The following is a 12,950-nucleotide window of genomic DNA, read 5'->3' as shown; positions in this document are numbered from 1 at the left end:
AGGCCGCATGTCCCTGGCTTGCTATGAAGGGGAAGATTGTTCTTTTCAGGGAGGAAATATGAGATTCAAATGCGCACTTTTATTACTGTCATCTCTAACTTCATTTGCAGCCCGGGCTGATCCTGAAACTTCAGCCAGGGATTTGTGCGAAATGGAGTGGCGAATAACAGACAAGTCATCCTCTACAAAGCTTAGTGTCCAGCAGATAGTGCTCGATGAAATTAAGGCGTTTAAAGCAAACGGCCATTCACTTTCTGAATACTCGATAGACGAACAAGACTTCATAAAAGTATCAGTAGAAGGTGGGGAAAGTTTCAGGAAGATGATCGGAAAAATGACCACTCCATATCCAGAAGCCAGAGATTTTTTCAGGGAAAGAATGATGCCGTTGTGTATTAAAAATGTTTTAAAAAGTATTAACAAGACTTCATGACTTATCCCTGATGTACAGACTCAAGGCTCGCTTCGGCGGGCTTTTTTGTATCCTGAGTCGCCGCTGGTTCCCACCTCGCACCCAGCGTATATCAACGCGCGGCTCATTTAGGTTTAGGCTGAAAACGGTTAACGTTATGTTTTTATATGGGTTTTGGGATGAAGTGAGGTGGGTACAGGTCGCCATGGTGTCCCCTGCAGGAATCGAACCTGCAACTAGCCCTTAGGAGGGGCTCGTTATATCCATTTAACTAAGAGGACAGCGGCGTGCAGTATAGCGAAACAGGGCGGGAGATTCACCAGGTTGCCGTGCGTTTGCTCATTCCGTCAGCAATCGGCCAGTTTGCCTGAGCATGAAGGCACGGCGTGGCGGAAATCGTCATATCAAGCATAACGGTGAGTGTCGGGTTGCAGAGGCGGGAAGTCACCGGCTGAGACAGGGCGTGCCGCCAGCGCGGGGTTGGGCCTTACCGCGCCGTTAACCTCTGCGGCAGCCTGAACAGCCTGGTTGCCGTATCATCTGAAAGGCAGACAGGCCCGCTAACGTGGCGCTGTCTGCCTGATCGTTATTCCGCTTTCTCCTTTTTTTTCTCCTTTTCTTCACTCTGGCGGCGTTTCTCCTGCTTCCGCTTTTCAGCTTTGGCCTTCGCCACGGCGGCTTCACTCATGTCATTGCGGATCTGCGCATGACTGATCAGCGCAAAAATCAGCGTGCCGCCGGTGATGTTGCCGAGCAGGGTCGGCAGGGCAAACGGCCAGAAGAACTCCTGCCAGCTTATACTGCCACTGAACACCAGATAGAGCACTTCTACCGATCCCACGACGATATGTGCCAGATCGCCCAGCGCAACCAGCCAGGTCATCATCACAATCACCAGCAGCTTGGCCCCGCCCGCAGACGGGAACATCCAGACCATGGTGGCGATAATCCAGCCGGAAATCACCGCATTGGCAAACATCTCCCCGGGCGTATTCTCCATTACCTTCATACTGATTTCCGTAAACGCCTGACGGGTTGCTTCATCAAATATTGGCATCTCATCAAAGGCCAGCGCACCCAGCGCCGTGCCAATCAGGTTGCCCAGCAGAACAATTCCCCATAAACGTAACAGCAGTCCGGCATTACCCCATGTTGGCTTGTGCATCACCGGTAATACGGCTGTCACGGTGTTTTCAGTAAAAAGCTGCTGGCGGGCCATGATGACGATAACAAAACCAAAGGTATAGCCGAGGTTTTCCAGCAGGAAGGCACCCGGAACGCCTTCAAGATGAACCTGAAATATGCCTTTCGCCATCAGTGACGCGCTCATGGAAAGGCCCGCCGCAATCGCGGACCAGAGCAGCGCCATACCATCGCGTTCCAGCTCTTTTTCCCCATCCTGGCGGATCTCTTCATGGATCGCCGCGGCGCGGGAGGGAAGTGCCTCCTCATCGACTTCGATTTCAGTGCCCTGTTCTTTCTCTTCACTGTCTACGTCGTTAGGACCCTGTTCATTACCTGATGAAGGCTTCATATTTTCTCCTGGTGATAGTGCTGTCGCGTAATAAGCGTAGCCTTTTTTCATCTGCCGATATTGTTACGGCTGATGCGAATAAGCGTAACAATCTTTTACGGAACTGCATTTTTATTCAGATACCTGCGGATACCGCACGAATAAGCCGCTGAGCGTAAAACTGAGCGGTGGCTCACACTTCGGCCCACAGCAACATTGTGGTAATATCCCGGCCACTTTTTAGCTGGTGCGATTCCCCCCAGATGTTGGAAATCATTACGCTCACTTGTGCTTATGACGAACGTTCGCTATTCCGGCGGCTCTCATTCCGCGTTTCCGCAGGTGATATTGTGCAGATCGAAGGGCCCAACGGCGCAGGCAAGACCTCGCTGTTGCGTCTGCTGGCGGGCCTGAGCCGCCCGGAGGAGGGCGAAATACGCTGGCAGCAGCAGCCGATTCTGCGGCAGCGTGAAACCTGGCATCAGGTGATGCTCTACCTGGGTCATCATCCGGGTATCAAAGGCGTACTCACGGCGCTGGAAAATCTGCGCTTCTTTCATCCCGACTGCAGTGACGCGCAAATCTTTGCGGCACTGGAGGCAGTCGATCTCACGGGAGAAGAAGAGGTGCCGGTCAGCCGTTTATCGGCAGGACAGCAGCGTCGCGTGGCGCTGGCCCGGCTCTGGCTCAGCCAGGCGCGTATCTGGATCCTCGACGAGCCGCTCACCGCCATCGACAAGGCGGGTGTGGAAAAATTAATGGTGCAATTTGCCCGTCATGCCGATAACGGGGGCGCGGTGATTCTGACCACCCATCAGGATCTGCCTGCGGCGGCGCGGGTGCGTAAAATCCGTCTCGGCGATGAGGAGGCTGACTGATGCTGTTTCGCCTGATCCAGCGTGAGCTACGCATCGCCTTTCGCGGCGGGGCAGATGTGATTAATCCGCTCTGGTTTTTCCTGATTGTGATTACGCTGTTTCCGCTGGGGATCGGCCCTGATCCGCAGCAACTGGCGCGCATTGCACCGGGCGTCGCCTGGGTGGCTGCCCTGCTGGCATCGCTGCTGGCGCTGGAGCGGCTGTTTCGTGACGACTTCAGCGACGGGTCACTGGAGCAACTGGCGCTGACGCCCACGCCGCTGCCGGTCATCGTCATCGGCAAAGTGGTGGCGCACTGGCTGGTGACCGGCGTTCCGCTGATCGTCCTGTCGCCGCTGGCCGCGCTGCTGCTGTCGCTGGATATGAACGGCTGGTGGGTGATGGCATTAACACTGCTGCTCGGCACGCCGACGCTGAGCTTTCTCGGCGCCATTGGCGTGGGGCTGACCGTAGGCTTACGGCGCGGCGGCGTGCTGCTGAGCCTGCTGGTGCTGCCGCTGGCGATTCCGGTCCTGATCTTTGCCAGCGCGGCGATGGAGGCGGCCAGTCAGGGGTTACCAACCGGCGGCTATCTGGCGATTCTCGGCGCGATGCTGCTGGGCAGCGCCACGCTCTCACCGTTCGCTACGGCGGCGGCGTTACGCATTACTTTGCAATAACCGGTGTTGCACTCACGCGCGTAAAAGACGCGGCAACTCCCTTTTTTCGTCAATGTGAGCACTTGATATGTGGAAAGCGTTACATCAGCTGGGCAGGCCGGAACGGCTCTACCGGTTGTCGGGGCGACTGGTGCCCTGGTTCGCCGTTTCAGGGCTGGCGGCATTGCTGCTGGGTTGGGTCTGGGGATTTGGGTTTGCACCCGCTGACTATCAGCAGGGTGACAGTTTTCGCATCATGTACATTCATGTGCCTGCCGCGATGTGGTCGATGGGCATCTACGCGTCTATGGCCATTGCCGCGTTTATCGGGCTGGTGTGGCAGCTGAAAATGGCCGACCTGGTTTCTGCTGCAATGGCGCCGGTGGGCGCGATCTTTACCTTTATTGCGCTGGTCACCGGGGCCGCCTGGGCAAGCCGATGTGGGGCACGTGGTGGATCTGGGATGCACGCCTGACTTCGGAGCTGGTGCTGCTGTTCCTCTATATGGGCGTGATTGCGCTTTATCACGCGTTTGACGATCGCCGCACCGCAGGCCGGGCCGCGGGCGTCCTGATTCTGGTTGGCGTAGTAAATCTGCCCATCATTCACTTCTCGGTACAGTGGTGGAATACCCTGCATCAGGGATCGTCGGGCATTCTTCAGCAGGCGATTGCGCCCGTCATGCGCACGCCGCTGCGCTGGGCCATCATCGGTTATCTGCTGCTGTTTGTGACGCTGACGCTGATGCGGCTGCGCAACCTGATTCTGTTAACAGAACGTCATCGTCCCTGGGCGCTGACGGTCGCGAAAGGGGGAGAGCAGGGATGACGCCAGCCTTTTCCTCCTGGCACGCCTTCTTTGCGATGGGAGGCTACGCCTTCTACGTCTGGCTGGCCGTCGCCTTTACGCTGCTTCCGCTAATCGGTCTGACGCTGCACACGCTGTTGCTGCGCCGCCGCCTGCTGGCTGAGATCCGCCAGCGTGAGGCACGTGAACGTCGTATCCGTGCGGCTAAATCTAAAAAAGCCGCGGCTGAAGCGGCAGGAGAGACATTGTGAATACCCGTCGACGCAACCGCCTCTATGCGGCAGTGGCGATTCTGCTCGGCCTCAGCCTGGCCACCGCGCTGGTCATGTATGCGCTGCGCTCAAACATCGATCTCTTCTATACGCCGGGTGAAATTCTCTACGGCAAAGGCGAAGCACACGAGAAGCCCGAGGCGGGCCAGCGACTTCGCGTGGGCGGCATGGTCATGCCCGGCAGCGTCCGGCGCGATCCGGAAACACTGGCCGTCTCCTTTAAACTTTATGACGCTCGCGGTGTCGTCAGTGTCAGTTTCGAGGGCATCCTGCCGGATCTGTTCCGGGAAGGGCAGGGCGTAGTGGCGCAGGGCGTGCTTACGGCGGGCAACCGGATCGTCGCCAAAGAAGTGCTGGCAAAACATGATGAAAAATATACGCCGCCAGAGATTGAAGATGCGATGAAGAGCACTCCGGGTGGCCCGCAGTCGCCTTACTCTGCAGGAAGTAAATCATCATGATGCCAGAGATTGGAACCTTTCTGCTCTGCCTGGCGCTGAGCCTCGCTCTGCTGCTGAGCAGCTATCCACTGTGGGGCGCCGTGCGTCAGGACGCCCGCCTGATGGCGATGGCGCGACCGCTGGCTGGTGGCCTGTTTGTCTGCATCGCGGCAGCGTTTGCGCTGCTGGTCTGGGCCTTTATCTGCAACGATTTTACCGTTGCCTATGTCGTCACCAATTCCAACAGCCTGCTGCCGGTCTGGTATCGCATTGCTGCCACCTGGGGCGCGCACGAGGGCTCGCTGCTGCTCTGGGTGCTGCTGCTCAGCACCTGGACTCTGGCGGTGGCGCTTTTCAGTCGCGGGATGCCGCAGGATGCGCTGGCGCGGGTGCTGGCAGTGATGGGGATGATTAATCTCGGCTTCCTGCTGTTTATCCTGCTTACCTCCAATCCGTTTGCCCGCACGCTGCCGGACTTTCCTGTGGATGGTCATGACCTGAATCCGATGCTGCAGGATATTGGCCTGATCTTCCATCCGCCGCTGCTTTACATGGGCTATGTCGGTTTTTCCGTGGCGTTCGCGTTTGCCATCGCCTCGCTGATGGCCGGACGACTGGATACGGCCTGGGCGCGCTGGTCGCGTCCGTGGACAACGGCGGCCTGGGTCTTTCTGACCATCGGCATTGTGCTCGGCTCAGCCTGGGCCTATTACGAGTTAGGCTGGGGCGGCTGGTGGTTCTGGGACCCGGTAGAAAACGCCTCCTTCATGCCGTGGCTGGCGGGAACAGCCCTGATTCACTCGCTGGCGGTCACCGAAAAGCGCGGAACCTTCAAAGCCTGGACCGTGCTGCTGGCCATTACCGCGTTTTCACTCAGCCTGCTGGGCACCTTCCTGGTGCGATCCGGCGTGCTGGTGTCGGTACACTCCTTTGCCTCCGATCCGGCACGCGGAATGTTTATCCTCGCATTCCTGGTGATTGTGATCGGCAGTTCGTTGCTGCTCTACGCTATTAAAGGCGGGCAGGTGCGTGGTCGGGTTCAGAATGAAACCTGGTCGCGTGAATCGTTTCTGCTGGGGAATAACGTGTTGCTGATTGCCGCCATGCTGGTGGTGCTGCTCGGCACGCTGCTGCCGCTGGTGCATAAACAGTTGGGCCTGGGCAGCATCTCCGTCGGCGAGCCGTTCTTCAATACCCTGTTCAGCTGGCTGATGGCCCCCTTTGCGCTGCTGATGGGCATCGGCCCGCTGGTGCGCTGGCGGCGTGATGAGCCGCAGAAGCTGGCAAAACGCCTGGCACTGGCGCTGATCGTGACCCTGGCCTGTTCCGTCGTCATTCCATGGTGGCTGCAGGATCGCGTTGCGGCGATGAGTGTGGTGGGGCTGCTGATGTCCGTCTGGATTATCATCCTGACGCTGCTGGAACTGCATGAGCGCGCCACGCACCGCCATCGTTTCTTTACCGGTTTAAAGCATCTTTCGCGCAGCCACTGGGGGATGGTGCTGGGGCATCTGGGTGTGGGTGTCACGGTTATCGGCATTGCGTTCAGCACGCAGTACAGTGTAGAGCGCGATGTACGCATGAAGGCGGGTGACAGCATCGATATTCATCACTATCACTTTGTCTTTCGCGGCGTGCAGAATCTTCAGGGCCCTAACTACAGCGGTGGCATGGGCATCATTGATGTCACCCGCGACGGTAAGCCGGAAGCGACACTGCAGGCAGAAAAACGCTTTTACACGGCAGCCCGTACCATGATGACTGAAGCGGCAATTGATGGCGGCTTCAGCCGCGATCTCTATGCGGCGCTGGGTGAAGAGCTGGACGACGGCGGCTGGGCCGTGCGCATCTACTACAAACCCTTTGTGCGCTGGATCTGGGCGGGCGGCATACTGATGGCGTTGGGTGGGCTGTTCTGCCTGCTTGACCCCCGTTATCGTTCGCGCAAAAAAGACGAATGTGAGGAGCGGACATGAACAAAAAAATCCTGTTTATTCCTCTGATACTGTTTCTGTTGTTGGCGGCGGCGCTGCTGTGGCAGCTGACACGTAACGCAGAGGGCGACGATCCCACCCGTCTCGAATCTGCGCTGATTGGCAAGCCGGTGCCGCTGTTCCGGCTGGAAGCTCTGGATCAGCCGGGCCAGACCTACGACCAGCGCGTGCTGACGGATGGCAAACCGATCCTGCTGAACGTCTGGGCAACCTGGTGTCCAACCTGCCGCGCCGAACATCACTACCTGAATAGTCTTGCGGAGCAGGGGATTCGGGTCGTGGGGCTGAATTATAAAGACGACCGTCAGAAAGCAGTGAACTGGCTGAATACGCTCGGGAACCCCTATGCGCTAAGTCTCTATGATGGTAATGGCATGCTGGGGCTGGATCTCGGGGTGTACGGCGCGCCGGAAACGTTCCTGATCGACGGTAAAGGCATTATCCGTTATCGCCATGCGGGCGATCTCAACGCGCGCGTCTGGGAGCAGGAAGTGAAACCGCTGTGGGAAAAATACAGCGCGGAGGTAGGATCATGAGATCGCTGATGCTGATTTGCGGCCTGCTGTTCAGCTTCTCACTCTGGGCCGCCATCGATACGTTGCAGTTTGACTCGGTCGCGCAGGAAGAGCAGTACCGCGATCTGACCGCCTCGCTGCGCTGCCCGAAGTGCCAGAACAACAGTATCGCCGACTCAAATGCAATGATTGCCGCCGATATGCGCCTGAAGGTCTATCAGTTGATGAAGCAGGGCCAGAGTCGCCAGCAGATCATCGACTATATGGTGGCGCGTTATGGCAATTTCGTCAGCTATTCGCCGCCGGTTACGCCCTCAACACTGATTCTGTGGGTGGGGCCTGCGCTGTTTGTCCTGCTGGGCGGCGCGGTTATTATCCTGCGCAGCCGTCAGCGCAAAACCCGCAGTGAGCTGAGTGAAGATGAACAACAGCGTCTTAATGCGCTTCTGAAATCCGACAGGAAACCGTCATGAGTGCATTCTGGATCACCCTTTTTCTGTTACTGCTGGCGGCCTGTACGCTGTTTCTGGCCGCAGGCTGGCGACAGCGTCAGGCCAGCACGGGCGATCGCGACCGCCTTAACCAGCGTTTCTATCATCAGCGGGTCGACGAGCTGGCGCAGGATGAAGCACAGGGCGTCGTCGCTGAGCGACCACTGATGGAGCGGGAACTGCAGCAGACGCTGCTGGCCGATATTCCACTGGCAGAGGCGCCGCCGTCACACCGCAGCAGCCGCTGGATTCTGCTGCCCGGCATAATTGTGCTGGTTGTGGTCTCGCTGGGCACTTATCTGAAAACCGGCGGCCTGGCGCAATTCACCGGCTGGATGCAGGTCCGGCAGGCGTATCCTGAACTGCGGGCCCGGCTGATGGATCCCGGTGCTAAACCGCTGAGTATGGAGGAGCTGGCGCGTTTACAGCTCGGATTGCGTACCGCGCTGCAGAAAAAACCGGATAATCTGGCCGACTGGACGATGCTGGGACGGCTCGGCATGGTGCTCAACAATGCAGAGATCGCCAGCCAGGCATTTGAGCGCGCACTGCAGCTTGCGCCTAACGACCTGGCGCTGAAGCAGGATTATGCGGAGGTGCTGACGCGATCTGCCGATCCGCAGGATAACCGGCAGGCGGCACTGCTGCTGCGATCGCTGCTTAAAGCAGATCCACAGAATCTGCGTACGCTGAGCCTGCTGGCGTTTAACGCCTATGGACAGCAGCAGTACGATCAGGCCATCGGTGCCTGGCAGACGCTGCTGGAGCTGCTGCCTGCAGATGATTCGCGCCATGCGATGATCGCCCGCAGTATCGAAAAGGCCCGGAGTGCTGCCGGGCAGCAGAGCCGTCAGCTGGCGCTGAAGGTGACACTGACGCCGCAGGCAGAAAAAATGTTACCGCAGGACGGAGTATTGTATATTTCGGTTTCTGACGGGGTGTCACCGGTGCCGGTGGCGGTTAAACGCATGCCGCTCAGCCACTTCCCGCTGACCCTGACGCTGGATGACGGCAATGCCATGATGCCGGACAGGCTACTGTCAGCGCAGCATCAGGTCGCGGTTCGGGTGCGGATCGCCCGTGACGGCAGCGCCAATCCTCAGCCAGGCGACTGGCTGGGCCAGAGCGCGGTGACGCCCTGGAACGGGCAGCAGCCGATAACGGTAGAGATTAATCAGCAGACCCCTGATGACGCTCAGCAACAACATTAACTAAGATATGTGCCATTGCCTGCTGCCTCTGGCACAAAGTCAGCTATGCTCATCGGGTAAGCCGCTTCGATACCAGGCGTTAACCTGAACGATGGGCAGTTCTTTTTCATCCGCACAGGGAGATTGGAATGAATTATCGCCTGACCAGCCTGGCAGTAGCCAGCGTTCTTCTGGTGGGTTGTGCCAGTTCAAAGCCGGCGAATAGCGATCCTGCTGAACGCAGCGATCCCTTCGAAAGCTTTAACCGCACGATGTTTAACTTTAACTACAACGTGCTGGACCCCTATCTGCTGCGTCCGGTGGCGGTGGCCTGGCGTGATTATGTGCCGGTGCCGGCGCGTACCGGCCTGAGTAACTTCCTGGGCAACCTGGAGGAGCCAGCCAGTATGGTTAACGCCATTCTGGTGGGAGATGGACGGGATGCGGGCATTCACTTTACCCGTTTCTTCCTGAACAGCGTGCTGGGCCTGGGCGGTTTCATCGACGTGGCCGGAAAAGCGAACCCGGCACTGGCACGTGAAGAGCCGCACCGTTTCGGGACTACGCTCGGACACTACGGCGTCGGCTATGGCCCCTACGTTGAACTGCCGGCTTACGGCAGTTTCACGGTCCGTCAGGATGGCGGCGACTACGTGGATTCGCTTTATCCGATTCTTGGCTGGCTCACCTGGCCGATGTCGATCGGCAAGTGGACGCTTGAAGGGATTGAAACCCGCGCGCAGCTGCTGGACTCCGATGGCATCCTGAAACAGCAGCGCGATCCGTACGCCTTTATCCGTAACGCCTACTTCCAGCGTCACGACTTCCTGGCGCGCGGTGGCAAGCTGAAGCCGGAAGAGAATCCAAACGCGGCGGCCATTCAGGATGATCTGAAGGACATCGACGCGCCATAACGCTACGATCCGCAAGAGGGCGCGTCACATAAGTCGTTTGAGTTGTTGACTGCGTCTGGCTCGGTCTGCTTTAAGACCGGGCCAGCAAAAATAAGCGTTTTCAGTCTTTACCAGACCGTTCGGTTTGCATCATTTATGCTTCGGGCCGTTTTTTTCGTCTGCCTTTACTTCTGACTTAATCCGTAACGACCTGTCTCTTTCCAGTCTGGGGCGGCTATCAACCTCCTGTCTTCCAATATGAGCCTGTTTTTTTTCAACAAATCTGATGTCAGAGAACAACTGTTCATATTGGTCAGCGCCGGATGTTAAAGTCGGTGGAATTTGCTGGTGTGAAAAAGCGCTTTTTAATCAGCCGGATAGTTTTAGAGTGTTCCCCGCGTGAGCGAGGATAAACCTGGTTGACTTCAGCTTCCGGCCAAATGGCAGTTCGTTATAGATTTTCCTGCGTTTTCCATATTGCTGTGTAATTGTTAAGTGCGACGGATTACAATCTCTCGCATCCGACAATTTTTTTTGAAGATGCATTGTTAAGCTCTGTAATTATTTAAATGTCATCATTTATCATAAATATATCAAAGTAATATTGATTGCACTTTAATCTTTAACTGAAGGATCAGAATAACCATGTTCTTTATGTATTTAAAAAGTATTACCTTTAAAATTACTTTTACTTTGCTAATCGCGACAGCTTGCGTGAGTCTGACTGGATGCACCGTCAATTTTGCAACAGCAGTAAATAAGGCTCTTACCTTCAGAGACTTTCAGACCTACAGGACCGATATCAAATACTGGACATTTGCAGACGGAAAGCGGGGCACACAGTATACATACACCATGCAGGTACAGGATAAAAATGAATACGTTTTCTACATAATGGATTATGGTTCATATAAATATCTTGGACGAGTCTCTGTTAAAACGTTTGATGAAGATATCAAACCCTACAGAGAGTTTCTCAAATGGGCGACACAACCTGCCGATGAAAGAGAACGGACAGCGAAAACTTTGACAGGCACTGAGATGTTCAGGAAGCGTGGCTTCTCTCTTTACACCGAGAAACACACCGAGGAGCCTCTGTTGATTATTACGCGAAATCCCGCCTTCTATATTCCTACCGGTGTTTATGCGATGACAAAGCAGGAAGTAGCAAGACTGATCCTTCAGAGCTATGAAATTAAGTCGAGAAATGAAAAGGGCATAAAGAATCCGACTGATTATGACACAGCTTTTAAACTCTGATTAGGTAACAAAAATCGTCTACGGTTGCAGTGACAGCTGCAACCCAGCCAGCGCAAATATGGCTGGGTGCTCTCCATGTATGCCGCGGTAAATCTGTAATGGGCGAGTCCGGGAAAGATGAGGATAAATTTTTGCTGGTCGAACGATGATAAACCATGATGAAGAAAGACGGGGTAGAGTGAGAATCTCTGTTGCCAGCGCCTGCGGGGCATACGTCGGGAGGGGTCAGCAGTATAAAGGCGACTCATCCGTGTCGCCTTTTTTAATCTCACTCGCCGGTCAGAACTTGTAGTTAAAGTTCGCGCCGTAAAGCCACGCCTTGCCTTCAGAGGTAAAAGTATACGGCCCCTCTTTGACGGTGACTTTCTGTCCATGCATATAAGAGATGCCTAAATCCACCGAGGCATCATCGTTAAAGGCATAAGACGTCCCGGCGCTCAGCCACAGACGATCCTGGTCGGGAATGGAGATAGAACGCTTATCGGCCGGAACCGGACTGTCGTCAAACGCGATACCGGTGCGGAACGTCCAGTTTTTGTCGTAAGAGTAGGTCGTACCCAGCGCAATGCGGTAGGCGTCGTGGAAGCTTTCATCTTTATAGAACAGCGTCTGACCATTCGAGCCGGTCGCCTTCAGCTCCTGGAACTGACTCCAGCTGGTGTAGGCCATGCTGTAGTGTACCGCCCACTGCGGCGCCACTTTATGCCAGCCCGACACTTCCCACATCTCTGGCAGATTCAGGGTTAACGCGCCCGGAATGGTGGTGCCGCTGGTGCCATAAGGGATACCGGTCACGGTCGGATTGTTAACCGCATTCAGACGCGATGAGAGGCTGCTCTTGTAATCGCCATCGAAATCGACTTTAACTTCTGAACGGTAGGTAAAGCCAAAGCGGTTGTTTTCATCCACTTCATACAGGATACCGGCGTTCCAGCCGTAGCCCCACTCATCACCTTTCAGATGGGCTACCTGGGTATCCGCCGGAACGCCGAGTCTCGCGCCGGATTCACCCGCATAACGTTCAATTTTAGCTTTTGCATAGACAGCATCAAAACCGACGCCCACGCTGAAATGCTCATTTAGCCGGTAGGCGGTGCTCAGATTGAAGTTGCCGGTGACCAGGTCAGTCTTACCACCATAGCCGCCTGCGGTGTAACCATTGTTAAACTCTGTTGCTAAGCCGTAGTTAGAGGTTGCAGACGCGCCGATCCACCACTGATCGTTGATAGGCTGAACGTAATGAATATTCGGCACCCACTGATTCGGCGCAATATTATTCGCGTCCAGGCTGCGTCCGCTGGGACTGCGGCCACTGATATCCACATCCGGCGCAATATAGACCGCGCCGATTGAAAATTCCGGTCGATCCATTAACGCCATGGTTGCCGGGTTACGGCTGGCAGATGCCGCCGTATCACCCATTGCCCCCTCGCCTGAATATGCGCGACCTAAACCAATCGTAGAAAACTCATTTAACTGGAACCCAGCTGCGTAAACGTGTGAAGAGACAAGCGCCACTGCAGCCGCCACGGCTGACTTTGCAAACAGGTTTTTATGGTTCATGACCACAACCTCATGTGAATTATTATCTAACGCTGTAACGTCGCGTAACATAGGACGGCGGATTGTAGGGACTGACGTAAAGCG

The 12,950-nt window shown here is 55.9% G+C and carries 13 protein-coding genes, 1 tRNA gene and 1 pseudogene; 12 read left to right on the top strand and 3 right to left on the bottom strand.

Annotation, left to right across the window (positions count from 1 at the left end; all coding sequences use genetic code 11):
* Window positions 1–58 precede the first annotated feature (58 nt).
* A complete protein-coding gene (locus tag ACLHDD_RS09970; RefSeq protein WP_427103993.1) occupies window positions 59–433 on the top strand; it encodes a hypothetical protein in 375 nt (124 codons plus the stop codon).
* A gap of 185 nt (window positions 434–618) precedes the next feature.
* On the opposite strand, the gene ACLHDD_RS09965 is transcribed toward ACLHDD_RS09970, so the two are convergent.
* Window positions 619–693, bottom strand: a tRNA-Arg gene (locus ACLHDD_RS09965).
* A 305-nt stretch (window positions 694–998) separates the two neighbouring features.
* Window positions 999–1,946 carry a formate/nitrite transporter family protein gene (locus tag ACLHDD_RS09960; protein ID WP_427103992.1) on the bottom strand — a complete coding sequence of 316 codons (948 nt, stop codon included), beginning with the start codon at window positions 1,944–1,946 and terminating at the stop codon, window positions 999–1,001.
* Window positions 1,947–2,188: 242 nt separating this feature from the next.
* On the opposite strand from ACLHDD_RS09960, the gene ccmA reads away from it, so the two are divergent.
* From ccmA to ACLHDD_RS09905, 11 genes and pseudogenes are all read left to right on the top strand, one after another.
* Complete coding sequence (gene ccmA / locus ACLHDD_RS09955) at window positions 2,189–2,803, top strand: cytochrome c biogenesis heme-transporting ATPase CcmA (protein ID WP_427103991.1); 615 nt, start codon at window positions 2,189–2,191, stop codon at window positions 2,801–2,803.
* On the top strand, window positions 2,803–3,462 hold the full coding sequence (gene ccmB / locus ACLHDD_RS09950) for a heme exporter protein CcmB (protein ID WP_427103990.1): 660 nt from the start codon (window positions 2,803–2,805) through the stop codon (window positions 3,460–3,462). The genes ccmA and ccmB overlap by 1 nt, the downstream gene beginning before the upstream one ends.
* A gap of 67 nt (window positions 3,463–3,529) precedes the next feature.
* A pseudogene (locus tag ACLHDD_RS09945) lies at window positions 3,530–4,269 on the top strand (heme ABC transporter permease).
* Entirely contained in the window at window positions 4,266–4,499 is a 234-nt protein-coding gene (ccmD, locus tag ACLHDD_RS09940) for a heme exporter protein CcmD (protein WP_128085448.1), read from the top strand. The pseudogene ACLHDD_RS09945 and the gene ccmD overlap by 4 nt, the downstream one beginning before the upstream one ends.
* Window positions 4,496–4,981, top strand: a complete 486-nt coding sequence (gene ccmE, locus ACLHDD_RS09935; RefSeq protein WP_427103989.1) for a cytochrome c maturation protein CcmE — start codon at window positions 4,496–4,498, stop codon at window positions 4,979–4,981. The genes ccmD and ccmE overlap by 4 nt, the downstream gene beginning before the upstream one ends.
* Window positions 4,978–6,936 carry a heme lyase CcmF/NrfE family subunit gene (locus tag ACLHDD_RS09930; RefSeq protein ID WP_427103988.1) on the top strand — a complete coding sequence of 653 codons (1,959 nt, stop codon included), beginning with the start codon at window positions 4,978–4,980 and terminating at the stop codon, window positions 6,934–6,936. Before ccmE ends, ACLHDD_RS09930 begins: the two co-directional genes overlap by 4 nt.
* A complete protein-coding gene (dsbE, locus tag ACLHDD_RS09925; protein ID WP_427103987.1) occupies window positions 6,933–7,490 on the top strand; it encodes a thiol:disulfide interchange protein DsbE in 558 nt (185 codons plus the stop codon). The genes ACLHDD_RS09930 and dsbE overlap by 4 nt, the downstream gene beginning before the upstream one ends.
* Window positions 7,487–7,942 (top strand): cytochrome c-type biogenesis protein, encoded by a 456-nt coding sequence (locus ACLHDD_RS09920; RefSeq protein ID WP_427103986.1) that lies wholly within the window; start codon window positions 7,487–7,489, stop codon window positions 7,940–7,942. The genes dsbE and ACLHDD_RS09920 overlap by 4 nt, the downstream gene beginning before the upstream one ends.
* A complete protein-coding gene (ccmI, locus tag ACLHDD_RS09915; protein WP_427103985.1) occupies window positions 7,939–9,171 on the top strand; it encodes a c-type cytochrome biogenesis protein CcmI in 1,233 nt (410 codons plus the stop codon). Before ACLHDD_RS09920 ends, ccmI begins: the two co-directional genes overlap by 4 nt.
* Window positions 9,172–9,299: 128 nt before the next feature.
* Window positions 9,300–10,064, top strand: coding sequence for a phospholipid-binding lipoprotein MlaA (gene mlaA / locus ACLHDD_RS09910; protein WP_427103984.1), 765 nt, complete (start codon window positions 9,300–9,302; stop codon window positions 10,062–10,064).
* A 624-nt stretch (window positions 10,065–10,688) separates the two neighbouring features.
* Window positions 10,689–11,303, top strand: a complete 615-nt coding sequence (locus tag ACLHDD_RS09905) for a hypothetical protein (RefSeq protein ID WP_427103983.1) — start codon at window positions 10,689–10,691, stop codon at window positions 11,301–11,303.
* Between the two features lie 279 nt (window positions 11,304–11,582).
* Here the strand turns inward: ACLHDD_RS09905 and fadL are convergent, their stop codons facing one another.
* Window positions 11,583–12,866 (bottom strand): long-chain fatty acid transporter FadL, encoded by a 1,284-nt coding sequence (gene fadL / locus ACLHDD_RS09900; RefSeq protein ID WP_427103982.1) that lies wholly within the window; start codon window positions 12,864–12,866, stop codon window positions 11,583–11,585.
* Window positions 12,867–12,950 lie beyond the last annotated feature (84 nt).

The sequence above is a fragment of the Pantoea sp. NSTU24 genome (assembly GCF_050157905.1).
Lineage (GTDB): Bacteria > Pseudomonadota > Gammaproteobacteria > Enterobacterales > Enterobacteriaceae > Pantoea.
This window is presented reverse-complemented; position numbering and strand designations above follow the sequence as displayed.

Bases quoted from the DNA above. Each gene is read 5' to 3' on its own strand.
- ACLHDD_RS09970 (WP_427103993.1), top strand. From the start codon at position 59: ATGAGATTCAAATGCGCACTTTTATTACTGTCATCTCTAACTTCATTT.
- ACLHDD_RS09960 (WP_427103992.1), bottom strand. From the start codon at position 1,946: ATGAAGCCTTCATCAGGTAATGAACAGGGTCCTAACGACGTAGACAGT.
- ccmA (WP_427103991.1), top strand. From the start codon at position 2,189: ATGTTGGAAATCATTACGCTCACTTGTGCTTATGACGAACGTTCGCTA.
- ccmB (WP_427103990.1), top strand. From the start codon at position 2,803: ATGCTGTTTCGCCTGATCCAGCGTGAGCTACGCATCGCCTTTCGCGGC.
- ccmD (WP_128085448.1), top strand. From the start codon at position 4,266: ATGACGCCAGCCTTTTCCTCCTGGCACGCCTTCTTTGCGATGGGAGGC.
- ACLHDD_RS09930 (WP_427103988.1), top strand. From the start codon at position 4,978: ATGATGCCAGAGATTGGAACCTTTCTGCTCTGCCTGGCGCTGAGCCTC.
- dsbE (WP_427103987.1), top strand. From the start codon at position 6,933: ATGAACAAAAAAATCCTGTTTATTCCTCTGATACTGTTTCTGTTGTTG.
- ACLHDD_RS09920 (WP_427103986.1), top strand. From the start codon at position 7,487: ATGAGATCGCTGATGCTGATTTGCGGCCTGCTGTTCAGCTTCTCACTC.
- ccmI (WP_427103985.1), top strand. From the start codon at position 7,939: ATGAGTGCATTCTGGATCACCCTTTTTCTGTTACTGCTGGCGGCCTGT.
- mlaA (WP_427103984.1), top strand. From the start codon at position 9,300: ATGAATTATCGCCTGACCAGCCTGGCAGTAGCCAGCGTTCTTCTGGTG.
- ACLHDD_RS09905 (WP_427103983.1), top strand. From the start codon at position 10,689: ATGTTCTTTATGTATTTAAAAAGTATTACCTTTAAAATTACTTTTACT.
- fadL (WP_427103982.1), bottom strand. From the start codon at position 12,866: ATGAACCATAAAAACCTGTTTGCAAAGTCAGCCGTGGCGGCTGCAGTG.